This is a genomic window from Agrococcus terreus (genome assembly GCF_014645235.1).
GTDB lineage: Bacteria > Actinomycetota > Actinomycetes > Actinomycetales > Microbacteriaceae > Agrococcus > Agrococcus terreus.
This window is the reverse complement of record NZ_BMLM01000001.1, coordinates 994,439-1,015,592: the sequence shown is the minus strand read 5'-3', so window position 1 is coordinate 1,015,592 and position 21,154 is coordinate 994,439. Positions and strand designations below refer to the sequence as shown.

The 21,154-nt window shown below is 74.6% G+C and carries 26 protein-coding genes and 3 pseudogenes; 11 read left to right on the top strand and 18 right to left on the bottom strand.

Annotation, left to right across the window (positions count from 1 at the left end; all coding sequences use genetic code 11):
- Positions 1 to 46 precede the first annotated feature (46 nt).
- Positions 47 to 484 carry an alternative ribosome rescue aminoacyl-tRNA hydrolase ArfB gene (gene arfB / locus IEW90_RS04955; protein WP_188716640.1) on the top strand — a complete coding sequence of 146 codons (438 nt, stop codon included), beginning with the start codon at positions 47 to 49 and terminating at the stop codon, positions 482 to 484.
- A gap of 17 nt (positions 485 to 501) precedes the next feature.
- Here the strand turns inward: arfB and IEW90_RS04950 are convergent, their stop codons facing one another.
- The 5 genes and pseudogenes from IEW90_RS04950 to IEW90_RS13935 form a co-directional block, all read right to left on the bottom strand.
- Complete coding sequence (locus IEW90_RS04950; RefSeq protein WP_188716639.1) at positions 502 to 948, bottom strand: DUF1801 domain-containing protein; 447 nt, start codon at positions 946 to 948, stop codon at positions 502 to 504.
- Between the two features lie 142 nt (positions 949 to 1,090).
- Positions 1,091 to 1,351: pseudogene (locus IEW90_RS13805) on the bottom strand (4a-hydroxytetrahydrobiopterin dehydratase); the annotation flags it as partial.
- 10 nt (positions 1,352 to 1,361) lie between these two features.
- Positions 1,362 to 1,889, bottom strand: a complete 528-nt coding sequence (locus IEW90_RS04940; protein WP_188716638.1) for a GNAT family N-acetyltransferase — start codon at positions 1,887 to 1,889, stop codon at positions 1,362 to 1,364.
- Positions 1,890 to 1,963: 74 nt separating this feature from the next.
- Positions 1,964 to 2,674: an FAD-dependent oxidoreductase gene (locus tag IEW90_RS13940; protein ID WP_308421858.1), complete on the bottom strand. Its 711-nt coding sequence runs from the start codon at positions 2,672 to 2,674 to the stop codon at positions 1,964 to 1,966.
- Between the two features lie 376 nt (positions 2,675 to 3,050).
- Positions 3,051 to 3,224, bottom strand: a pseudogene (locus IEW90_RS13935) (FAD-dependent oxidoreductase); the annotation flags it as partial.
- A 159-nt stretch (positions 3,225 to 3,383) separates the two neighbouring features.
- Between IEW90_RS13935 and IEW90_RS04930 the strand changes: the two are divergent.
- Together IEW90_RS04930 and IEW90_RS04925 are read left to right on the top strand one after the other, a co-directional pair.
- Positions 3,384 to 3,872, top strand: a complete 489-nt coding sequence (locus tag IEW90_RS04930; RefSeq protein ID WP_188716635.1) for a hypothetical protein — start codon at positions 3,384 to 3,386, stop codon at positions 3,870 to 3,872.
- A gap of 83 nt (positions 3,873 to 3,955) precedes the next feature.
- Positions 3,956 to 4,300 (top strand): TraR/DksA family transcriptional regulator, encoded by a 345-nt coding sequence (locus tag IEW90_RS04925; protein ID WP_188716633.1) that lies wholly within the window; start codon positions 3,956 to 3,958, stop codon positions 4,298 to 4,300.
- Between the two features lie 223 nt (positions 4,301 to 4,523).
- On the opposite strand, the gene IEW90_RS04920 is transcribed toward IEW90_RS04925, so the two are convergent.
- Together IEW90_RS04920 and IEW90_RS04915 are read right to left on the bottom strand one after the other, a co-directional pair.
- Positions 4,524 to 4,946, bottom strand: a complete 423-nt coding sequence (locus IEW90_RS04920; protein ID WP_188716631.1) for a GNAT family N-acetyltransferase — start codon at positions 4,944 to 4,946, stop codon at positions 4,524 to 4,526.
- Between the two features lie 47 nt (positions 4,947 to 4,993).
- A complete protein-coding gene (locus IEW90_RS04915; RefSeq protein WP_188716629.1) occupies positions 4,994 to 5,476 on the bottom strand; it encodes a GNAT family N-acetyltransferase in 483 nt (160 codons plus the stop codon).
- A 103-nt stretch (positions 5,477 to 5,579) separates the two neighbouring features.
- Between IEW90_RS04915 and IEW90_RS04910 the strand changes: the two genes are divergently transcribed.
- The 3 genes from IEW90_RS04910 (at position 5,580) to IEW90_RS04900 (ending at position 6,991) form a co-directional block, all read left to right on the top strand.
- Positions 5,580 to 5,942, top strand: coding sequence for a nuclear transport factor 2-like protein (locus tag IEW90_RS04910; protein WP_188716628.1), 363 nt, complete (start codon positions 5,580 to 5,582; stop codon positions 5,940 to 5,942).
- A gap of 594 nt (positions 5,943 to 6,536) precedes the next feature.
- Positions 6,537 to 6,740 (top strand): hypothetical protein, encoded by a 204-nt coding sequence (locus IEW90_RS04905; RefSeq protein ID WP_188716626.1) that lies wholly within the window; start codon positions 6,537 to 6,539, stop codon positions 6,738 to 6,740.
- A complete protein-coding gene (locus tag IEW90_RS04900; protein ID WP_188716624.1) occupies positions 6,737 to 6,991 on the top strand; it encodes a hypothetical protein in 255 nt (84 codons plus the stop codon). The genes IEW90_RS04905 and IEW90_RS04900 overlap by 4 nt, the downstream gene beginning before the upstream one ends.
- A 34-nt stretch (positions 6,992 to 7,025) precedes the next feature.
- On the opposite strand, the gene ychF is transcribed toward IEW90_RS04900, so the two are convergent.
- Both ychF and IEW90_RS04890 read right to left on the bottom strand, forming a co-directional pair.
- Complete coding sequence (ychF, locus tag IEW90_RS04895; RefSeq protein ID WP_188716622.1) at positions 7,026 to 8,099, bottom strand: redox-regulated ATPase YchF; 1,074 nt, start codon at positions 8,097 to 8,099, stop codon at positions 7,026 to 7,028.
- Positions 8,100 to 8,561: 462 nt separating this feature from the next.
- A complete protein-coding gene (locus IEW90_RS04890) occupies positions 8,562 to 8,936 on the bottom strand; it encodes a VOC family protein (RefSeq protein ID WP_188716619.1) in 375 nt (124 codons plus the stop codon).
- Positions 8,937 to 9,005: 69 nt separating this feature from the next.
- On the opposite strand from IEW90_RS04890, the gene IEW90_RS04885 reads away from it, so the two are divergent.
- On the top strand, positions 9,006 to 9,281 hold the full coding sequence (locus IEW90_RS04885; RefSeq protein WP_188716617.1) for an acylphosphatase: 276 nt from the start codon (positions 9,006 to 9,008) through the stop codon (positions 9,279 to 9,281).
- 30 nt (positions 9,282 to 9,311) lie between these two features.
- Here IEW90_RS04885 and IEW90_RS04880 read toward each other — a convergent pair whose 3' ends face one another.
- On the bottom strand, positions 9,312 to 9,719 hold the full coding sequence (locus tag IEW90_RS04880; protein ID WP_188716615.1) for a PPOX class F420-dependent oxidoreductase: 408 nt from the start codon (positions 9,717 to 9,719) through the stop codon (positions 9,312 to 9,314).
- A 305-nt stretch (positions 9,720 to 10,024) separates the two neighbouring features.
- Here IEW90_RS04880 and IEW90_RS04875 point away from each other — a divergent pair, with 305 nt between their 5' ends.
- Positions 10,025 to 11,086, top strand: coding sequence for a Glu/Leu/Phe/Val dehydrogenase dimerization domain-containing protein (locus IEW90_RS04875; RefSeq protein WP_188716613.1), 1,062 nt, complete (start codon positions 10,025 to 10,027; stop codon positions 11,084 to 11,086).
- Between the two features lie 193 nt (positions 11,087 to 11,279).
- Positions 11,280 to 11,495, top strand: a complete 216-nt coding sequence (locus IEW90_RS04870) for a hypothetical protein (protein ID WP_188716611.1) — start codon at positions 11,280 to 11,282, stop codon at positions 11,493 to 11,495.
- A gap of 71 nt (positions 11,496 to 11,566) precedes the next feature.
- Here IEW90_RS04870 and IEW90_RS04865 read toward each other — a convergent pair whose 3' ends face one another.
- The 8 genes and pseudogenes from IEW90_RS04865 to leuC all read right to left on the bottom strand — a co-directional run bounded on the left by IEW90_RS04865 (position 11,567) and on the right by leuC (position 18,979).
- Positions 11,567 to 12,145 carry a DinB family protein gene (locus IEW90_RS04865; RefSeq protein ID WP_188716609.1) on the bottom strand — a complete coding sequence of 193 codons (579 nt, stop codon included), beginning with the start codon at positions 12,143 to 12,145 and terminating at the stop codon, positions 11,567 to 11,569.
- Between the two features lie 31 nt (positions 12,146 to 12,176).
- Complete coding sequence (locus IEW90_RS04860; protein ID WP_188716607.1) at positions 12,177 to 12,800, bottom strand: DUF488 domain-containing protein; 624 nt, start codon at positions 12,798 to 12,800, stop codon at positions 12,177 to 12,179.
- Positions 12,725 to 13,828 (bottom strand): D-alanine--D-alanine ligase family protein, encoded by a 1,104-nt coding sequence (locus tag IEW90_RS04855; protein WP_188716604.1) that lies wholly within the window; start codon positions 13,826 to 13,828, stop codon positions 12,725 to 12,727. Before IEW90_RS04855 ends, IEW90_RS04860 begins: the two co-directional genes overlap by 76 nt.
- Positions 13,713 to 14,823, bottom strand: a pseudogene (locus tag IEW90_RS04850) (NAD(P)H-dependent glycerol-3-phosphate dehydrogenase); the annotation flags it as partial. The pseudogene IEW90_RS04850 and the gene IEW90_RS04855, both read right to left, overlap by 116 nt.
- Positions 14,816 to 15,568, bottom strand: coding sequence for a lysophospholipid acyltransferase family protein (locus tag IEW90_RS04845; RefSeq protein ID WP_188716600.1), 753 nt, complete (start codon positions 15,566 to 15,568; stop codon positions 14,816 to 14,818). The gene IEW90_RS04845 and the pseudogene IEW90_RS04850, both read right to left, overlap by 8 nt.
- Positions 15,568 to 16,884, bottom strand: a complete 1,317-nt coding sequence (gene murA / locus IEW90_RS04840; RefSeq protein WP_188718024.1) for a UDP-N-acetylglucosamine 1-carboxyvinyltransferase — start codon at positions 16,882 to 16,884, stop codon at positions 15,568 to 15,570. Before murA ends, IEW90_RS04845 begins: the two co-directional genes overlap by 1 nt.
- A 41-nt stretch (positions 16,885 to 16,925) precedes the next feature.
- The gene (gene leuD / locus IEW90_RS04835; RefSeq protein WP_188716598.1) at positions 16,926 to 17,534 is read right to left on the bottom strand and encodes a 3-isopropylmalate dehydratase small subunit; all 609 of its coding nucleotides are present in this window, start codon (positions 17,532 to 17,534) and stop codon (positions 16,926 to 16,928) included.
- Entirely contained in the window at positions 17,534 to 18,979 is a 1,446-nt protein-coding gene (gene leuC / locus IEW90_RS04830; RefSeq protein WP_188716596.1) for a 3-isopropylmalate dehydratase large subunit, read from the bottom strand. The genes leuD and leuC overlap by 1 nt, the downstream gene beginning before the upstream one ends.
- 133 nt (positions 18,980 to 19,112) lie before the next feature.
- On the opposite strand from leuC, the gene IEW90_RS04825 reads away from it, so the two are divergent.
- Both IEW90_RS04825 and IEW90_RS04820 read left to right on the top strand, forming a co-directional pair.
- Positions 19,113 to 20,111 carry a CorA family divalent cation transporter gene (locus IEW90_RS04825; RefSeq protein WP_188716595.1) on the top strand — a complete coding sequence of 333 codons (999 nt, stop codon included), beginning with the start codon at positions 19,113 to 19,115 and terminating at the stop codon, positions 20,109 to 20,111.
- Between the two features lie 52 nt (positions 20,112 to 20,163).
- Positions 20,164 to 21,150, top strand: coding sequence for a malate dehydrogenase (locus IEW90_RS04820; protein WP_188716593.1), 987 nt, complete (start codon positions 20,164 to 20,166; stop codon positions 21,148 to 21,150).
- Positions 21,151 to 21,154 lie beyond the last annotated feature (4 nt).

Genomic DNA, 21,154 nt, shown 5'->3' with positions numbered 1-21,154 from the left:
GGCCCGGCGGGCCCGCCCGACCGGCGCGCGATGCGAGGATCGGGGCATGGACGAGCTGCGCGTGCCGCCGGGGCCGGGCGCTCCGCGCGGGCTCGTCGTCCCCGCGGCGGAGCTCGCCGAGCAGTTCTCGCGCTCGTCCGGGCCGGGCGGGCAGGGCGTGAACACGACGGACTCGCGCGTGCAGCTGAGCATCGACCTCGCGACGACGACCGCCCTCACCGAGGTGCAGCGCGCGCGGGTGCTCGCGCGGCTCGCGCCGCGGCTCGCCGGCTCGGTGCTGACGATCGCCGCCTCCGAGCATCGCTCGCAGCGCGACAACCGCGTCGCGGCGCGGGCGCGGCTGGCGGCGCTGCTGCGCGAGGCCGTGATGCCCGAGCTCGTGCGCCGGGCGACGCGGCCCACGCGCGGGTCGCAGCGCCGGCGGCTCGAGGCGAAGGGGCGGCGCTCGGAGACGAAGCACAACCGGAGGCCGCCGACGGAGTGACGGCGCGGCCGAGCGCGTCAGGCGGCCGAGCCGCCCGTGGTCTCGCCCGTGACGTCGGTGCCCGTCGCGTCGAGCGTGCGCCGCAGCAGCTCGCGCAGCGCCTCGCAGTCGACGCCGGTGAGGCGGGTCAGGTACAGGCAGACCGTGCTCGTGCGGGGCGTGCCGAGCCGCTCGACGAGCTCGGGCCAGCGGCCGGCGAAGTCGTTCGCCAGGTAGACGGTGTGCTGCCTCGACCCGGTCGCGAAGGCCAGCAGCGGCTCGCGCCCGCCGTGACCGCTCTCGTAGCGGTACTCGCGCTCGCCGAAGCCGACGATCCGGCCCGCCCAGACCACCGGCTCCTCGCCGCTGACCTCGCCGAGCAGCTCGAGGAGGTCGTCGGCCTCCGCGCGGCGCGGGCCGGTGACGCGGTCGAGCACGGCGTCCACCGTCTCGCCGGTGGGGCGCATCGCGGGCTCGGCGGCCATGGGCTCCTCCTCGGATCGGGGTGCGGGGGTCGCGCCGCTTCCGGGACGAGCCTAGGCGCCGCCCCCGACGCTCAGGCAGTGCGCTCGGGCTCGACGCCGAGCTCCGCCGCGATCGACGAGACGGCCCGAGCAGCCGCACGTCGCGCACGGTGACGCCGCCGGCGTCGTGGCTCGTGATCGTGACCCGGACGCGCCCGTACGTCAGCAGGATGTCGGTGTGGTGCCCCGCCTCCTCCGCCGCCTCGCCGACGCGGGCGACGACCTCGAGGCCCCGGCGGAAGCTGCGGGTGCGGAGCACCACGACGAGCGCGCTGTCGTCGAGCCGCCAGCCGTGGAGGCGCTCGTCGGCGACCAGGGCGTCGGCGATCTGGGCGTCGGTCAGCGGCTGCTCGTCGTCGGGCATGCGCCCATCCTCAGGCGTCGGCGCCCGGTCGGGAAGCGTCGTGGTGCGGTGCCGGCGGTGGCGTCTCGTCGCGCATCCGCGCCATCAGCTGCTCCGGGTGCGCCGCCACTTCGAACCCGTGCCGCGCGTAGACCTCGTGCGCATCCGCTGTCACGAGCATCGTGCGCTTCAGCCCGTACGGCTCGAGCGCCGCGAGGATCGCGCCGACGAGCGCGGAGCCGAGGCCGATGCCGCGAGCGCCGCGGTCGACGTACACGTCGCACAGCCACGCGAACGTGGCGCCGTCGGTGATGACGCGCGCGTAGGCGCTCTGCGCGCCGTCGGGCCCGTAGGCGCCGAAGCTCAGCGAGCCGGCGATGGCGCGCTCCATGAGCTCGAGCGGCCGACCCATCGCCCAGTAGGCGTCGGTCGAGAGCCAGCGGTGGACGCGCGGCACGTCGAGCCGAGCGCGGTCGGTGTCGACCTCGTGGCCGGCGACGAGCGCGCGGCGCACCGCGAGCCCCGTGATGGCGGCTGCGCCGCTCCCCTGCTCGTGCATGCCTGCCTCCCGGATCCGTCGTGGTGGATCGAGCGTAGGCATCCGCGGCCGGGCCACTCTCGACGCGGTGGCGCTCAGCCGAGCAGCGCCCGCGCCTCGCGGGCGGCGAGCGTGCCCGCGACGAGTGCGCCCTGGATGGAGGCGGTCGTCCGGTGGTCGCCGGTGACGAGGATGCGCGCGCCGGCCCGCGCGGGCGCGCGGTCGACCGGGCCGGGCGGCTGGGCGGGCAGCGCGTGCGGCACGACGTGGTGCGCGAGCAGCTGCCAGCGGTCGGTGCGCGTGCCGTAGATGCGGGCCAGGTCGCGCAGCACCTCCCGCTCGGTCGCCGCGCCGTCGGGCTCACCGAGGAGCGTCGTCGCGTGCACGAGCACCTCGCCGGCGGGCGCGTAGGAGGGCGCCGCCTCCGAGATCGCGGACGTGTTCCAGACCGGCCCGGCGGGGCCACCGCCCGGCCGCGACGCGTCGAGCACGAGGAACGGGCCGGTGCGCGGGCGCCCCGCCGCGCGGAACCACCAGGTGGTGAGGCCGTGCGTCTCGGGGACGGGCAGGTCGGTGAGGTCGGCGAGGTGCTGGGCGCCGACGGCGACGATCGCGGCGCGGGCGCGCAGCGGCCCGTCGTCGGTGAGCACCTCGACGCCGCGCCGCGCATCCCGCACCGTCCGCACCGGCGTGCCGAGCCGCACGGGCGCGGCCAGGCCCGACGCGAGCTGCTCGGGCAGCGCCTGCATGCCCCGGCGCGGCAGCCCCGGCGCGCCGAGCGCGAAGGAGCGCAGCAGCAGCCGCACGTAGTCGGCCGATGCCTGCCCGCTCGCGTCCGAGCACCCCGGCGAGGAACGTGTCGAGCACGTCGCGGCGGAGGCGGCCCCTGAGGCCCGCGCGGTCGAGGGAGTCGCGGAGCGCCTCGTCGGGCGCGGCGGCTCGGGAGGCGGTGCGCGCGTCGAGCAGCGTCGGCCCGAGCCAGCGCGCGAGCGCCACGACGTCGGCGGGCGGCACGTGCGGGCTCAGCAGCGTGCCGAGGGCGAGCCGCGGATGCCGGAGCGGATGCGCGACGCGGCTGATGCCCGCGCGGCTGCGCACGACCGCGCCGACGCCGAAGCGCTGCAGGCCGAGCGCATCCACGTCGATCCATCGCCGCACGGCCGGATAGGCGGGGTTGAGCACCTGGAAGCCGCGGTCGACGAGGAAGCCGTCGACGCGATCGGTGCGGATGCGGCCGCCGACGGCGTCCTCCGCCTCGAGCACGAGCACGCTGCGGCCGGCGGCCTCGAGCCGCCGCGCGGCCTGCAGCCCTGCGAGCCCGGCCCCGACGACGATGACGTCGGCGTCGGCATCCATGCGGCTCCCTCCTGCTGCTCCGGAGCCCGTCGCGGCGCTGCCGGATGCGGGCGGGGCCGACCCTACGCGCGCCCGCTGACCACGCCCTGGTCGCGGCGCCCCAGGAACGCCGCCGCCCGACGTGGAACGGTGGATGGCAGGCCACGACGAGGAGAAGCGATGGACGACCGATCCGACCAGCCCGCCGACACGACCGACTCGGCGGGCGCCCCGCCCGCCGAGCCGAGCGCAGAGACGCTCGCCGAGCTCGACCGGCTCGACGCCGCCTGCCGTGCCGCTCCGGATGACATCGCCCGCCAGATCGCGCTCTGGCGCGCGGTCGCCGCGCTCGACCACTGGGTGTTCGTCGACCGCGGCACCCCCGAGAGCCCGCGGCCGTACGCGCTCGCGGCCGAGCAGGGGGCCATCCTCTGCGCCTACAGCAGCGCGGAGCGCGCGACCGAGGCCGCCGTCGGCGCCGGGCTCGTGCCCGAGGGCGAGCCGGTGCGGATGTTCGCCGTGCCGCTGCCGGCCGCGCTGGAGTGGGTGGCGTCGTTCGGCCAGGCGGGCGTCGTGGGCGTCACGATCGACCACCCGCGGATCGGCGCGTGGAGCCCGCTGCAGAACCTCGCGGTGCTGCGGCAGGAGCGGCTGCGCCAGGAGGGCTGACCGGCTCGGTCGACGCCCACGTGGCCTGCGCGCGGCGCCGGCGGGCCTGCGCCGCCGTGGGCGGCCGGGTCTAGCGTGTCGGGATGACCGACACGACGGCACGGGCCGAGCAGATCGCCGAGCGGCGCCGCGAGGTCGCCGAGCAGCTGGCCGACGTCGAGCGGCAGCTCGCCGAGCTGCGGGCCCTGCGCGGCACGCTGAACGACGACGACGAGCACGACCCCGACGGGGTCTCGCTGTCGTCGGAGTGGTCGCGGCTCGAGGGGCTGCGCCAGGCGGAGGTGGAGTCGCTCGCGGCGATCGACGAGGCGGCCGCCCGCCTCTCGCGCGGCGACGGCGGCACCTGCGCGAGCTGCGGCCGCCCGATCGCGCCCGCGCGGCTCGAGGCCCGACCCGACGCGACGACCTGCATCGACTGCGCGGCGTAGGACGCGGCTCGGCGCCCGCCTGCCCGGTCCGCGCATCCGCCGCCTCCGCACACGCCGAAGCCCCTCGCGCCGTGAGGCGGAGGGGCTGTCGCTGGGCCTTCGTCCGAGTGCGTTGCCCGCCCCGGGAGTGCCATGGAAGACATTGCCGGACGAGTCTGGACGTCAGGTGGACGCGGCCGATGCGAAGGATGTGGCGCGGCTCCACCACCGCCGCGGCGCTCGCTCAGCGCGCGTCGGGCCGCAGCGCCTGCACCATCCCGATCGGGTCGCGGTCGGCCCGCTCGAAGCCGGCCGCCTCGTAGACGCCCACCGCCTCCGGGCTCGAGAACAGCCCCACGATCGCCTCGGCCGGCGCCGTCGCCCGCACCCACGCGAGCAGCCGCTCGACGATCCGCGTCGCGACCCCCTGCTCGGCGGCGTCGGGGTGCACGAGCACGTCCTGCACGGTGAAGTACCGCACGCCGTCGCCCACGAGGCGACCCATGGCCACGACCGCGCCGTCGCCATCGACCGCCACGACGCCGTGGAGCGAGCGCTCGAGCGACCGGCCGAGGCTCTCGGCGTCGAAGCGGTCGTGCCAGCCGACGGCGTCGGCGATCGCGAGCTGCTCGGCGACGGTCGGGATGCGGTCGTGGAGGGTCACCATGTCCCCCATCCTCCGTCCCCCGCATCCGACGGCGCTGAGCGGGCCGCTCAGCCGGGGAGGTTCCCCTGCCATCGCACCTCTCCGTCGAGCACCGCATCCGTCGGCGCCATCCCGAGCGAGGTGGCGATGCGCTCGGATGCGACGTGGCCCGGGCGCACGTGCGCGACGAGCGTGCGCACGCCGCGCTGCGCGAGGCCGTCGACGAGCAGGGCCGCAGCCGATCGCGCGTGCCCCCTCCCCTGCCACGCGCGTCCGATGACCCACGCGACCTCGGCCTCGCGGCCGCCCTCGGCGATCGTCGCCTGCACGTACCCGATCGGTGCGCCGTCGAGCTCGACGATCGCGTTGATCCACGTCTCGCGGCCGTCGGCCGACGCTCCGCGCACCTGGATCGCGTAGCGCCGCTCGAGCTCGGCGACCGTCGGCGGCTCGCCGCCCGTGTGCTCGTACAGCGAGGGATGCGCGAGCACCGCCGCCATCGCCGCGGCGTCGTCGACGCGCAGCGGGCGGAGTCGGAGGGCCCGGGTCACGCCTCGCAGTCAACCACCGCGGCCGCCCTGCCAGGCCGCGCACACGGCGCGTGCGGCCGGCGCACACCGGCGACGGATGCCCGATGGCTAGCCTCGCCGCACCATGGACATCCCCACGAGCACTCGCCGCTCGGAGCTCCCCGAGCCCATCGCGCGCGCCCTGCAGGCGATGCGCGAGGAGGACTGGGACTCGCTCGCCGAGGTGCTGCACCCAGATGTCGTGTGGCACCTCATGGGCACGCCCGGCTTCTCGATGCGCGGCCGCGACAACTACCTGTGGCGGGTGCGGATGGGCGGCGTCGGCTGCCGACGACCGGGGCGCGTGCTGCGCTCGCAGGAGACCTTCAACGGCAAGCACATCCTCGAGCTCGAGGACACGTCGGGCCTGCGCGTGCTCGACATCGTGCGGCTCGAGGACGGGCGGATCCGCGAGGAGTGGCAGCTGGTGATGGGGACGCCGGAGTAGCGCCGGCTGGCGCTGAGCTCCAGACGATCAGCGTGCTGCCGCGCCGTTCGCGCGCTCCCTGCTGCGCCGATCCTCGGCCTCGATGGCTTCGAGCTCACCCGGGAGGAGGTCCGGGTATCCGAGGTCTTCGCTGGCCATCCGACCACGCCGGTCTCGCTGCTGTGCGCGCCCGCGCGCTCGACGCGATCGCCCTCGTCTGAGGATTCGACATCGTCTCGCGCGATCGGGCGCCAGCGCGACCGTCTTGCGATACCCGAATCGAAGCCTGAGCAGCCTGTGCGCGACCGAGGTGGTTGCCGGCCCGCGATGAGGCAGCGTGAGCGAGGCGAGCTGCGCGCGCAGGCCCTGTCGAGCATGAGACGCGGAGGCGGACCTGCACCGGCGACCTGCCGCTGTCACGGAACGCCCAGGCGCCCGTGCGAGGGTGGAGGATCGACCGCGAGGCCGCAACCCCAAGCTTCGACGTGTGAGGCATCCATCCGATGGCGCATGAGGCGCCGCAGGAGTCAGCATGCCCGCGCAACGCAGATCGCTCCCAGGGATCCCCTCTGGTCGAGCGCCCGACGACCCGCCTCCCGATCCCGTCAGCGCGCCGTGACCCGGCATCCCACCCGGGCCGATGCGGAGGCCGACCTCCGCAGCATGCTCGGGGCCCTCGACCCCTCAGGCACGGTGACGTTCGAGGCCATGGAGCGGCGCGCCATCCTCTACGACCCCGCGACCGATGAGCGGATGCCGTGGTGGGTGGACGAGATCTTCGAGATCGACCACCTGCTCTGCTGGATGCGCGAGCGATGATGCACCGCTTCCGGATCAGCATCGAGGTGGTCGTGGAGGTCGCCGACCCGCTCGAGCTGCGGTCCGCGTGGGCCAGGACCGAGCTCGACGGCACGGGCGTGCGCTCGCTCATCACGCATTCGACCGAGGACGACCTCGAGAAGGACGTCCTCTGGCTCATCGCCATGGGCAGCCTGCACGACGCCACGCGCGGCTACCAGGTGGAGGACCTCACCGCGTCGGCGGTCCGCGACGAGGGCACCGTCGCCTGAGGTTCGTGCGAGGTCGGCCATCGGGGCGACAGCGTCACACGTTGAAGCGGAACTCCACGACGTCGCCGTCGACCATGACGTAGTCCTTGCCCTCGATGCGGACGCGGCCCTTCGACTTCGCCTCGGCCATCGTGCCGGCCGCGTCGAGGTCGTCGAACGAGACGACCTCCGCCTTGATGAAGCCTCGCTCGAAGTCGGTGTGGATGACGCCCGCGGCCTGCGGCGCGGTCCAGCCCTTCCGGATGGTCCAGGCGCGCGACTCCTTGGGACCGGCGGTCAGGTAGGTCTGCAGGCCGAGCGTCTCGAAGCCGACGCGCGCGAGCTGGTCGAGGCCCGACTCCTCCTGGCCGAGGCTCTGCAGCAGCTCGAGCGCCTCGTCGGGCTCGAGGTCGATGAGCTCCGACTCCACCTTCGCGTCGAGGAAGACGGCCTTCGCGGGCGCGACGAGCTCGGCGAGCTCCGCGCGGCGGGCCTCGTCGGTGAGCACGTGCTCGTCGACGTTGAAGACGTAGAGCACCGGCTTCGCGGTGAGGAGGCCGAGCTCCTTGATCGGGGCCGTGTCGAAGCCGGCCTGCTGCAGCGTGCGGCCGGCGTCGAGGATGCCCTTCGCCTCCTCGGCCGCGGCGAGCGTGGCGGCGTCGGCCTTCTTGCCGCGCACCTCCTTCTCGAGGCGCGGGATGGCCTTCTCGAGCGTCTGCATGTCGGCGAGGATCAGCTCGGTGTTGATCGTCTCCATGTCGTCGGCGGGGTTGACCGCGCCGTCGACGTGCACGACATCCGGGTCGGCGAAGCCGCGCACGACCTGCGCGATCGCGTCGGCCTCGCGGATGTTCGCGAGGAACTGGTTGCCGAGGCCCTCGCCCTCGCTCGCGCCCTTGACGATGCCGGCGATGTCGACGAACGAGACCGCCGCCGGGAGGATCTTGGCGGATCCGTGGATCTCGGCCAGGCGGGTGAGGCGCGCATCGGGCAGCTCGACCACGCCGATGTTCGGCTCGATCGTGGCGAACGGGTAGTTCGCCGCGAGCACGGTGTTCTTGGTGAGCGCGTTGAAGAGGGTCGACTTGCCCACGTTGGGGAGACCGACGATGCCGATGGTGAGTGCCACGAGGATCGAGCCTACCGGCGGGCGCGCCGGGCCGGGTCCGCGCACCGAGCGGCTCAGTGGTCGGTGAGTGGCGACTTCTGGCGTCGAGCGGCGGCGGACGGCTGGCATTGGGCGCCAGTGTCGACCGTTCGGCGCCACTCGATGGCGTTCGGCGCCACTCGAGTGCGAGACGGCGCCACTCACCAGCCAGACGGCGCCACTCGAAGCCCGAGGCTGTCGCACGGCCGAGAGTGGTCACTTCGTGCGATCAGTGGTCGCTTTGTGTCGCAAGCAGCGACCGATCAGCGCAGGACGCGACCACTCGATGCAAGAAGTGACCGGTCAGCAGCGTGGAGTGACCGATCAGCGCGCGCAGGCGCGCCACAGCAGCGCCTCGAGGCTTCGGGCGCGCGCGGGAACGCGCCCGCGCGGGCGCCGCGCCGCACGACGGGGCAAACGCACGTCGCGCGGCGGGCGCCCCCGTCACTCGGCGATGAGGGCGATGATGTTGCCGGCCGGGTCGGTCGTCCAGGCGATGTCCGGACCCTCCTCGAAGCCCCCGACGATGCCGCGATCGTCGTGCTCGAAGCCGTCGTAGCGCTCCATCCGCGCGCCGCGGCCCACGAGCTCGTCGACCGCCGCCGGCAGGTCGCGCACCATCAGGTTGAGGATCGTGAACACCGCGGGCGCGTGGTCGTCCTTCGGGTAGACCACCGCCGTCGCGCCGCCCGGCAGCCGCAGCTGCAGCATGCCCATCTCGTCCGAGACGTCGAGCCCCAGGACATCCGCGTAGAACGTCCGGGCCGCCTCGATGTCGGGCACCGCCCAGATGCCCGACGATCCCGTGTACTCCACCATCCCGCCACCTCCTGCCCGCATCATCCGCCCGCCCAGGCCCGCCCGCAAGGCCCGCGTTACGCTGGCGCCATGGCATCCCCCGTCCGCGTGCGCGCGATCGTGCACGGCAGCGTGCAGGGCGTCGGCTTCCGCTGGGCCGCGCAGCGCGAGGCCGCCAGGCACGCGGTCGCGGGCACGGTGCGCAACCTGCTCGACGGCACCGTCGAGGCGGAGGTCGAGGGGTCCCGCGAGGGCGTCGACGCGATGGTCGCGTGGCTGCACGAGGGCCCCTCGAGCGCGCGCGTCGAGCGGGTGGACGTGCGCGAGGTGGCCGCGAAGGGCGAGACGGGCTTCCGGATCGCCTGATCCGGCCGCGCGCAGCCCCGGCTGGCGCCGCTACGAGGTCCGCACCCGCGTGGGCGCGATCCGGCACTGGAGGCGCTCGCCGCCCTGGTCGTCGCCCGGCCACGGCACGCCCTCGTAGCGCTGCCACAGTCGCGCGGTGAGGGCGGAGTCCGGGTCGTCGACGAGCTCGGCGACGCCGCGCACCTCGATGAAGCGACCGGGATCGTCGCGCGAGACGACGAGCACCGACACGCGCGGATCGCGGCGGAGGTTCTGCGTCTTCCGCAGGCGCCGCTTGACGGGGATGAGCAGCCGCCCGTCGACGAGGTCGATCCAGGTGGCGCTCACCTGCGGCGAGCCGTCGGGCTCGAGCGTCGCGACGGCGGCGAGGTGGGTGCCGGTGAGCAGGTCGCGGTGGCTGTCGGGGATCGGCACGATCCCCGAGGCGGCGTCGGGCACGGGGGCTCCTCTCGGATGCGGCGCGCGGGCTCGCGCCGCCCCTCCACCCAAGCACCGGCGGCTGGGCGAGCCCGAGCCGCCGCGGGAGGCACCGGACCGGCCTGCGCAGCAGCACCGGTCGCCCTGCGCAGCCGAGTCGCCATCCGGCGCACGACGCTTGCGCACTCCGCGCATCCGACGCGCCGACGCTTGCGCGCACAGCCCATCGGGAGCATCATCGTGGCGTGCCGCGCGACCCGCGGCGCACCACGACACCGGCGTCGTGCGATCCGCGGCGCCCTGGGCTCTCGACGAGGAGAACAACCATGAGCGCCGTCCCCGACTTCACCCACGAGCGCGTGCTCACCGCGATGGGAGCCCGCAGCGGGCTCGTCGTCACGGTGGCCCTGCACTCGAGCGTCCTCGGCCCCGCTCTCGGCGGCTGCCGCATGTGGGGCTACCCCACGTGGGCGGACGGGCAGACGGACGCGCTGCGCCTCAGCGCCGCGATGACGCTCAAGAACGCCGCGGCTGGCCTCGACGCGGGCGGCGGCAAGTCGGTGATCGCGCTCCCCCAGGGCGTCGTGCTCGAGGGCGAGCGCCGGCGCGCGGCGCTGCTCGACCTCGGCGACCTCGTCGAGGCGATGGACGGCCGCTACCGCACCGCCGAGGACGTCGGCACGACCGAGCACGACATGCTCGTCGTCCGCGAGCGCACCGCGCACGTCGTCGGCCTCCCCGCCGAGAGCGGCGGCGCGGGCGAGCCCGCCGGCGCCACGGCGCTCGGCGTCTACTCCGCGATCGCCCCCACGCTCGAGGCCGCCTTCGGCACGCCCGAGATCGAGGGCCGCAGCTTCGTGATCTCCGGCCTCGGCCAGGTCGGAGGCCGCCTCGCCCGCATGCTCGCGGGCCACGGCGCGCGCCTCACCGTCACCGACATCGACGGGCGCAAGCGCCAGATCGCCGACGACCTCGGCGCCCGCTGGATCAGCCCCGACGAGGCGCTCACGACCACTGCCGACGTGCTGGTCCCCGCGGGCCTCGGCGGCATCCTCACCGACGAGACGATCGACGCGCTGCCCGTGCACGCGGTCGTCGGCCCCGCCAACAACCCGCTCGCCGATCGCTCGGGCGCCGATCGCCTCGCCACCCGCGGCATCGTCTACGCCCCCGACTTCGTCGTGAACGCGGGCGGCGTCATCCACCTGCAGGGCATCGCCGACGGCCTCGAGTGGCCGGCGATCGCCGAGCGGCTCACCGGCATCGGCGACACGGTGCGGGATGTGCTCGCCGACGCCCGCGAGCGCGGCATCACGCCGCTCGCCGCCGCCGAGGAGCGCGCGCTCGCCCGCATCGAGGCGGCCCGCCGCTCGCTCGTCGGCGTCTGAGCCCCGAGACCCGTACGAGCTCCGAGCCCGCACGAGCACCGAGCAGCCGCGGCGCCCCCTCGCCGCGGCACGATCCGCCCCTCCGGCCCCCTTCGGAGGGGCGGATCCCTGCGCGGGCGGTCACCGCGCTGCCAGCCTCGGCCCCTAGCGTCGGGGGACGCGGACGACCGGTGCCGCGAGGAGGAGGGAAGCCATGAGCCACCACGAGGACGGGCACGAGGGCCACGAGCACGCCGAGCACGCGCAGCCGACCGAGCAGGACGTGACCGGCGGCTACGGCGACGACGGCGAAGCGGAGGCCCTGCTGGGCGAGCAGGGCGCAGGCACGGCCGAGGCCGACCCCGCGCAGGTCGACGCCGACGCCCAGGCCGAGGGCGCCGAGGCGCCGCACGACCCCAACGCGCAGTAGCGGACCACGGAGGCCCCGGCACGTGCCGGGGCCTCCGTCGCGCCGCCTGGCAGCGCCGCCGCCCGAGGGGCCTACTCCCCCGGTGTCGCCTCCGCGATCGCCCGCAGCCGCTCCACGTACGCGGCCCAGCCCGCGGGGTCTCGGTGCGCGAGGTCGCCGATGCCGGGCCGCTGACCCGCCGCCGCGTCGATCTGCTCGCGCAGGATGTCGGCGTGGCCCGCGTGGCGGGCGACCTCGGCGGTGAGGTGCACGAGCAACCGCCCCATCGTCGTGTCGGCCTGCTCGCCCCACCACGGCACGTGCGCGGGCGCGTCGAGCGGCAGCGCCTCGATCGTCGCCTCCGCGTGAGCGCGCACGCGCTCGTGCAGCGAGAGCACCCACGCGACGCTCTCGTCGGCCGCGGCGAACATGTCGTCGTCGGGCTCGGCGTCCATCCACGGCAGCGGCTCCTCGAAGGGCCGCCCGAGGCACGAGCCCAGGTAGTCCGCCTCTACGCCCGACACGTGCTTGAGCAGGCCCAGGAGGTTCGTGCCCGTCGGCGTGCGCGGCATGCGCAGCTCGCGCTCGGGCAGCCCCTCGACCTTCCACCGCAGCCCCTCGTGCTGGCGGCGGAGGTAGCGGGCGAGGATGGGCATCAGCGCGTCGTCCATGGCACGACCCTGCCACGCGCCGCCGAGGGCGTCAGCCCCGATCCGCCTCCGCCGCGGGCCAGCGCACGCCCTCGCCCTCGACGACCGCCGCCTCCGACACCGGATGCGGCACGAGGCGCCCGTCGTGCATGAGGTGCAGCACCTCGGCGCCGTGCGCGAGCGCCGCCACGTCGGCGACCACCCGACGGTGGCAGCGCCACCACACGGCCTCCGAGCAGAGGATCGCCGTGCGCGCCTCCGCCGCCGTGGCGAGCACGGCGTCGAGCCCGGACCCGAACTCCGGCGTGCGCGTCCACGCCGCGTAGGCGCGGAAGGCGGCCACGCGCCACCAGGCGTCGGGCGACGCGGCATCCTCCGCCGCCGTGAGCCGCCGGCGCCCGCCGAGCCGCTCCTCCCATCGCCAGCCGATGTCGCCCGCCGCGAGCTCGCCCTCGATCGCGTCGCGCGCGGCGGCCGGGTTCGCGCGCGAGCCCGGGAAGCGGCGGATGTCGACGATGCGCTCGACGCCGGCCCCGCCGAGCAGCGCCCGGAGGCCGTCGCCGTCGAGCGTGCCGTGGCCGACGGTCAGGAGCGTCGCGACTAGCGCTCCTCGGCGAGCCCCAGCTCGATGAGCTCGGTGATGAGGTCGCCGTACTCGATCCCGGAGGCCTGCCACACGACCGGGAACATCGAGATCGACGTGAAGCCGGGCATGGTGTTGATCTCGTTGAGCACGATGCCGTGCTCGGGCGAGACGAAGAAGTCGACGCGCGCGAGGCCGGAGCCCTCGATGGCCTCGAACGCGCGGATCGCGGTGTCCTGCAGCGCGTGCACCGTCGCCTCGTCGAGGTCGGCCGGGCACTCGGTGCGGGCCGTCGGGGTGCCGCGGTACTTCGCGTCGAAGTCGTAGTACGTGCCCTCCTCGAGCACGATCTCGCCCGGCAGCGACGCGCGCGGCCGCTCGCCGTCGCGGCCGCCGAGCACGCCCACCTCGACCTCGCGGCCCGAGACGCCCACCTCGACGAGCACCCGCGAGTCCTCGGCGAGCGCGACTTCCATCGCCCGGTCGAAGTCGAGCACCGAGTCGACGCGGCTGACGCCCACCGACGAGCCGGCGCGCGCCGGCTTCACGAACACCGGGAACGGGAAGTCGCCCAGGCGCGCGCGCACCGCATCCGGCTCGCGCCGCCACTCGCCGCGCGAGACGGTCATCCACGGGGCGACGCGGATGCCGACGTGCTCGAGCACCGTCTTGGCGAAGTGCTTGTCCATCGCGACCGCGCTCGCGAGCACGCCGTTGCCGACGTACGGGATGTCGACGAGGTCGAGCATGCCCTGCACCGTGCCGTCCTCGCCGAAGCGGCCGTGGAGGATGGGGAAGACGACGTCGACCTCGCCGAGCTCGCGCATCGCGCCGGCCGCGTCGACCGCGGTGAGTGCGCGGGAGTCCTTGGCCGTCGGCAGCAGCACGGCGTCGCCGCCGACCACCTCGGGCGAGCGCTCGAGCGCGAGCGGCGCCGGGTCGTCGGCCTGCAGCACGAAGCGGCCGTCGCGGGCGATGCCGATCGGCACCACCTCGTAGCGGTCGCGGTCGATGTGGGCGAGCACGCTGCCCGCGGTCGCGCAGGAGATCAGGTGCTCGCTCGATCGGCCGCCGAACAGCAGCGCCACGCGCGTCTTCCTCTGGTGCTCGCTCACGGTCACTCCTCGATCGGCTCGTCGTCGGTCGTCAGGTGGGGGGCGATGTCGCGCGGGTCCATGGCGCCGTCGAGCACGAGGCGCACCTGCTCGAGGATCGGCATCCGCACGCCGCGCTGCTCGGCGAGCTGCGCGACCGGCTCGACGGAGGCGAGCCCCTCGGCGGTCTGCTCCATGCGGGCGATCACGTCGGTGCGCGAGTAGCCCATGCCGAGCAGCCGGCCGGCGGTGAAGTTGCGCGAGAGCGGCGAGCCGCAGGTGGCGATGAGGTCGCCGAGGCCCGCGAGGCCGCGCATCGTCTCGCGCTCGGCGCCGAACGCGACCGCGAAGTCGGTGACCTCCGAGAGGCCGCGCGTCATGATCGACGCCTTCGTGTTCTCGCCGTAGCCGACGCCGTCGACGATGCCGATCGCGACGGCGACGAGGTTCTTCAGCACGCCGCCGAACTCCGTGCCGACCACGTCGTTGTTGATGAACGAGTGGAAGTAGTCGTTGCGGGCGCGGCGCGCGACGTCGCGCGCCGTCTCCGGGCTCGACGACGACACGACGGCGGCCGTGGGCTGCTCCTGCGCGATCTCGAGCGCGAGGTTCGGGCCCGACACGACGGCGATGCGCCCCGCGTCGATCCGCAGCTCCTCGGCGATGACCTCGCTCATGCGCAGCCGCGTGCCCGCCTCGACGCCCTTCATGAGCGAGACGACGGGCGCCTCCGGGGCGATCGCCTCGCCGTGGTCGCGGAGCACCTGGCGCAGGTGCTGGCTGGGCACGGCGAGGTAGACCTGCGACGCGCCGGCGAGCGCCTCGCGGATGTCGGCGGTGGCGTGGAGGGATGCGGGCAGGTCGATGCCGGGCAGGTAGCGCGTGTTGCGGCGCGACTGGTCGATCTCGCGCGCGGCCTCGGCGCGGCGCGCCCACAGCACGGTCGACGAGCCGCCGTCCGCGAGCGCCTTCGCGAACGTCGTGCCCCAGCTGCCGGCGCCGAGGACGGCGACGTCAGCCATCGAAGCGGCCCGTCTCCGTCTGCCCGCGCTGCGTCGGGTCCCAGCGCTCGGCCGGCGGCTCCTCGCCGCGCAGCTCGCCCAGGAGCCCCGCGATGCGCGCCATCACGACGTCGGTCGCGGCGGCCATCGACGCCTGGTCGCGCTTGCCCGCGAACGCCGACAGGTCGACGGGCGGCCCGAAGCGGATGTCGATCGTCTTCCGGGGGAAGGGCCGGATGCCCTTGCCGTAGCGGGGCATGAGGTGCTGCGTGCCCCAGTGGGCGGCCGGGATGAGCGGCACGCCGGCCTCGAGCGCCATGCGCACGGCGCCCGTCTTGCCGCGCATGGGCCACAGGTCGGGGTCGCGGGTGAGCGAGCCCTCGGGGTAGATGATGACGCCGAGCTCGTCGGCGACGACCTGCCGCGCGGCGGCCATCGGCTCGCCGTGGGAGGAGCGCCCGGCGCGCTCGACCGGGATCTGCCCGGCCGCCGTGAGGATCCGCCCGACGATCGGCACCTTCCACAGGCTCGCCTTCGCCATGAAGCGCGGCACCCGGCCCGAGCGCCAGATCGCGACCGCCATCACGAGCGGGTCGATCTCGCTGTAGTGGTTGGGCGAGAGCACGAACGCGCCCGTCGCCGGGATGTGCTCGTGGCCGGTGATCCGCAGCCGCGCCATGCCCTCGATCGAGGGCACGACGACGGCCGCGAGGGCGGGGTAGATGCCGGATCGCTCCGGCTTCGGCGGCTTGCCGGGCAGCCCCATCAGCCCTCCACGTCGAAGTCCGCGCCGAGGGTCGTGAGCTTCTCGATGAAGCGCTCGTAGCCCCGGGCGATGATCCCGACGTTCGAGATGCGGCTCGTGCCGTCGGCCGTGAGCGCCGCCACGAGGTGGCTGAAGCCGCCGCGCAGGTCGGGCACGGTCACGTCGGCGCCGTGGAGCTCCACGGGGCCGGCGATGACGGCGGAGTGCTGGTAGTTGCGGGCGCCGAAGCGGCACGCGTGGCTGCCGAGGCAGTCGGTGTGGATCTGGATCTGCGCGCCCATCTCGACGAGCGCCTCCGTGAAGCCGAAGCGCTGCTCGTAGACGGTCTCGTGGACGATCGAGATGCCGGTGGCCTTCGTGAGCGCCACGACGAGCGGCTGCTGCCAGTCGGTCATGAAGCCGGGGTGCACGTCGGTCTCGACGACGACGGGCTTGAGGTCGCCGCCGGGGTGCCAGAAGCGGATGCCGTCGTCCTCGATCTCGAACGCGCCGCCGGCCTTCCGGTACACGTTGAGGAACGTCGTCATCTCGGGCTGGCGGGCGCCCTCGAGGAACACGTCGCCGCCGGTGGCGAGCGCCGCGCACGCCCAGGAGGCGGCCTCGTTGCGGTCGAACAGCGCCGTGTGGCGGTAGCCGACGAGCTTGTCGACGCCCTCGATGCGGATCGTGCGGTCGGTGTCGACCTGGATCTCGGCGCCCATCTTCTGCAGGATCGCGATGAGGTCGAGGATCTCCGGCTCGACCGCCGCGTTCGTCAGCTCGGTGCGGCCCTTCGCGCGCACGGCGCCGAGCAGCACCTGCTCGGTCGCGCCGACCGAGGGGTAGGGCAGCGCGATCTTCGCGCCGTGCAGGCCGTTGGGGGCCGACATCCGGATGCCCGAGGGCAGCTTCTCGACGACGGCGCCGAAGTTGCGCAGCACCTCGAGGTGGAAGTCGATCGGCCGGTCGCCGATGTGGCAGCCGCCGAGGTCGGGGATGAAGGCCTCGCCGAGCTGGTGCAGCAGCGGGCCGCAGAACAGGATCGGGATGCGGCTGGAGCCCGCGTGCGCGTTGATCGACGTCTCGTGCGCGGTGCGCACGTTCGACGGGTCGAAGCGGAGGGTGTCGCCGTCGCGGTCGACGGTGACGCCGTGCAGCTCCAGGAGGCCCTGGACGACCCGCACGTCGCTGATCTGCGGCACGCTGCGAAGCTCGCTCGGGCTGTCGGCGAGCAGCGAGGCCACCATCGCCTTCGTGACGAGGTTCTTCGCGCCCTTCATGGTGATGCGCCCCTGCAGGGGCTTGCCGCCGCGGATGACGAGCGTGTCGACGTCCATGCCGACGGCTGCGCCGGCGCTCTTCGAGAACTCGGTCAGGTTCACTGGGCTCCTCGCTCCACCGGCAGCGTCTGCGGCAGCCAGCTGGGTCGCTTCGCCTCGAACGCGGCGATCGCGTCCTCGTCCCGGAGGGTCAGGGCGATGTCGTCGAGCCCCTCCAGCAGGCGCCAGCGAGTGTAGTCGTCGATCTGGAAGTCGTGCGCGACGCCGCCGGCGGTCGCCGTGCGGGTCTCGAGGTCGACGGTGATCTCGGCGCCGGGGTTCGCGCGGGCGACGGCCCAGAGGGCCTCCTTCGCCTCGTCGCTGATCTGCCCGACGAGCAGGCCCTGCTTGCCGGCGTTGCCGCGGAAGATCTCGCCGAAGCGCGGGCCGAGCACGGCGGTGAACCCGAAGTCGCGGAGCGCCCAGACGGCGTGCTCGCGGCTCGAGCCGGTGCCGAAGTCGTGGCCGACGACGAGGACGCCGCCGTGCTTGTAGGGCTCCTGGTTGAGCACGAACTCCGGGTCCTGGCGCCACGAGTGGAAGAGCGCGTCGTCGTAGCCCGTCTTCGTGACGCGCTTGAGGAACACCGCGGGGATGATCTGGTCGGTGTCGACGTTCGAGCGCTCGAGCGGGACGAGCGGCCCCGTCAGGGTGCTGATCTTCTCCATCAGGCGTCCTCTCCGGTCGCGAAGGCGGCGACCTCTGCGTCCTGCGCCAGGTCCCATGGGCTCGAGAGCGTGCCGCGGATGGCGGTGGCGGCGGCGACGAGCGGCGACACGAGGTGCGTGCGGCCGCCCTTGCCCTGGCGGCCCTCGAAGTTGCGGTTCGAGGTGGAGGCGCAGCGCTCCCCGGGGGCGAGCTGGTCGGGGTTCATGCCGAGGCACATCGAGCAGCCGGCGAAGCGCCACTCGGCGCCGAAGTCGGTGAAGACCTTGTCGAGGCCGGCGGCCTCCGCCTCGAGGCGGACGCGGGCGGAGCCCGGCACGACGAGGACGCGCACGCCCTCCGCCTTCTGCTTGCCGCGGATGATGTCGGCGGCGGCCGTGAGGTCCTCCATGCGGGAGTTCGTGCACGAGCCGATGAAGACGGTGTCGACCGGGATGGTCTTCAGCGGTCGGCCGGGCTCGAGGTCCATGTACTCGAGGGCGCGCTCGGCGGCGGCGCGCTCGGTCGGGTCGGCGAACGACGCCGGGTCGGGCACGGAGGCCGAGAGCGAGGCGCCCTGGCCGGGGTTCGTGCCCCAGGTGACGAAGGGCTCGAGCTCGGAGGCGTCGATGAAGACCTCGGCGTCGAAGACGGCGTCGTCGTCGGTCGGGAGCGTCTTCCAGTGCTCGACGGCCGCGTCCCAGTCGGCGCCCTTCGGCGCGTGCGGCTTGTCCTTGACGTAGGCGAAGGTCGTCTCGTCGGGCGCGACCATGCCGGCGCGCGCGCCCGCCTCGATCGACATGTTGCAGATGGTCATGCGGCCCTCGATGGAGAGGGCGCGGATCGCGCTGCCGCGGTACTCGAAGACGTAGCCGGCGCCGCCGCCGGTGCCGATCTTGGCGATGACGGCGAGGATGATGTCCTTCGCCGTGACGCCCGGGCGCAGCTCGCCCTCGACGGTGATCGCCATCGTCTTGAAGGGCTTGAGCGGCAGCGTCTGCGTGGCCATGACGTGCTCGACCTCGCTCGTGCCGATGCCGAAGGCCATCGCGCCGAACGCGCCGTGCGTCGAGGTGTGCGAGTCGCCGCAGACGACCGTGACGCCGGGGAGCGTCAGGCCCAGCTGCGGACCGACGAGGTGCACGATGCCCTGCTCGGCGTCGCCGAGCGAGTGCAGGCGCACGCCGAACTCGGCGGCGTTGGCGCGCAGCGTCTCGATCTGCTTGCGGCTCGTCGGGTCCTGGATGGGCTTGTCGATGTCGAGCGTCGGGGTGTTGTGGTCCTCCGTCGCGACCGTGAGGTCGACGCGACGGAGCTGCCTGCCGGCCTGCCGGAGGCCGTCGAAGGCCTGCGGGCTCGTCACCTCGTGCACGAGGTGCAGGTCGATGTAGATGAGGTCGGGGGCGCCGTCCTCGCCCTTGACGACGACGTGGTCGTCCCACACCTTCTCTGCCAGCGTCCGTCCCATCAGCCCTCTCCCACGCTCACGCGCCGCTCGCGCGGCCGTCTCGTCAGTCTACGCGCGGGGCCGTGCCGGCATTCCCGTGCACCCGTCCCGGACGGTCGTACGATGCACGCGTGGGCGACCTGACGAGACCGCGGTGATCCGCGCGGCGACGGTGCACGGCGCGGACGGCGGCGTCGACGCCGACGTGCCGCTCGAGCGGCTGCAGGAGGCCGCCGCCGACCGCGGCGGCTTCGCCTGGGTGGACCTCGTCGACCCCTCCGAGGGCGAGCTCGCGGCGGTCGCCGCGGAGCTCGGGCTGCACGCGCTGCTCGTCGAGGACATCGCCGCGCGCGGCCAGCGCACGAAGCTCGAGCCCTACGGCGACGTGCGCTACCTCGTGCTGCACCGGCCCGACGGCGACGGCCCGCCGCAGGAGGTGCACGTCGTCGCCGCGCCCGCCTGGGTCGTGACGGCGACGTGGGGCGAGGCGGGCGCGGCCTGGATCGACGGCGTGCGCGAGCGCGCGGTGGCCGCCGACGGCGACCTCCGCCCCTCCCCCGGCGCCGTCGTCCACGCGGTGCTCGACGCCGTGGGCGACGAGGTGCTCGAGCGCGCCGAGGCGCTCGACGACGACGCGCAGGCGCTCGAGGAGCGCGCGCTCGGCGACGCGCCGCCCGCCGCCGAGGAGTCGTACCGGGCGCTCCGGCAGGTCGCGCGGCTCGCGCGGCTCGCCGAGCCGCTCGCCGACGTCGTCGTCCGGTTCGGCGCCGCCGTGCCCGAGGACGACGCGGAGCTGCGCCGCCACGTGCGCGACGTCGCCGACCACGTGCAGCGCGCCGCGACCCGGCTCGAGGCGCAGCACGCGCTCGTGCAGGGGATGCTGCAGCTGCAGGCGGCGCGCGTCGCCGAACGGCAGAACGAGCACATGGAGGCGCTCGCCGAGCGCTCGTTCGAGCAGGGCGAGCAGGTGAAGCGCGTCACCAGCTGGGCGGCGATCCTGTTCGCGCCGACGCTGATCGCCGGCGTCTACGGCATGAACTTCCGCGCGATGCCCGAGCTGCACTGGGCGCTCGGCTACCCGTTCGCGCTGCTGCTCATGCTGGTCTTCGCCGTCGGCCTCTACGTCGCGTTCAAGCGCAAGCACTGGCTCTGAGGCGTCCCGGCGCTCCCTGGCGGTGCGCAGGCGACGGCGCGAGGATGGCCGCATGACCTCCCCCGTCGACGTCGCCGTCACCGGCGGCGCGGGCCAGATCGGCTACGCGCTGCTCTTCCGGATCGCCGCGGGCGACCTGCTCGGGCCCGACGTGCCCGTGCGGCTGCGCATCCTCGAGGTGCCGCAGGCGATGCAGGCGCTCGAGGGCGTCGTGATGGAGCTGCAGGACGCCGCGCTGCCGCTGCTCGAGGACGTCGAGACGAGCGACGACGCCGCGACCGCCTTCTCGGGCGCGAGCCTCGCGCTGCTCGTCGGCGCCCGGCCGCGCGGGCCGGGCATGGAGCGCGGCGACCTGCTCGCCGCGAACGGCGCGATCTTCACCGAGCAGGGCCGGGCGCTGCAGGATGCGGCGGGCGACGACATCCGGATCGTCGTCACCGGCAACCCGGCGAACACGAACGCGCTCATCGCCGCCTCGGCCGCGCCCGACATCCCGCGCGAGCGCTTCACCGCGCTCACGCGCCTCGACCACAACCGCGCGCTCGCGCAGCTCGCCGCCCGCACCGGCGCGCGCGTCGCCGACATCCGCCGGATGACCGTGTGGGGCAACCACTCCGCCACGCAGGTGCCCGACCTCACGCACGCGACCGTGGCGGGCACGCCCGCGACCGAGCTCGTGGAGCGCTCGTGGGTGCGCGAGTCGTTCGTGCCGACCGTCGCGCAGCGCGGCGCGGCGATCATCGCCGCGCGCGGCTCGTCGTCGGCCGCCTCCGCCGCGAGCGCCACGATCGACCACGCGCGCGACTGGCTGCGCGGCACCCCGGAGGGCGACTGGACCTCGATGTCGGTCGTCTCGACCGGCGCCTACGGCGTGCCGGAGGGGCTCGTGTCGTCGTTCCCCGTCACGTGCGCCGACGGCGCGTGGTCGATCGTCGAGGGACTCGAGCTGGACGCCGACGTCGCGGCGCAGGTGCGCGCCTCCGTCGACGAGCTCGAGGCCGAGCGCGCGCAGGTGCGCGAGCTCGGCCTCGTCGGCTGACGGC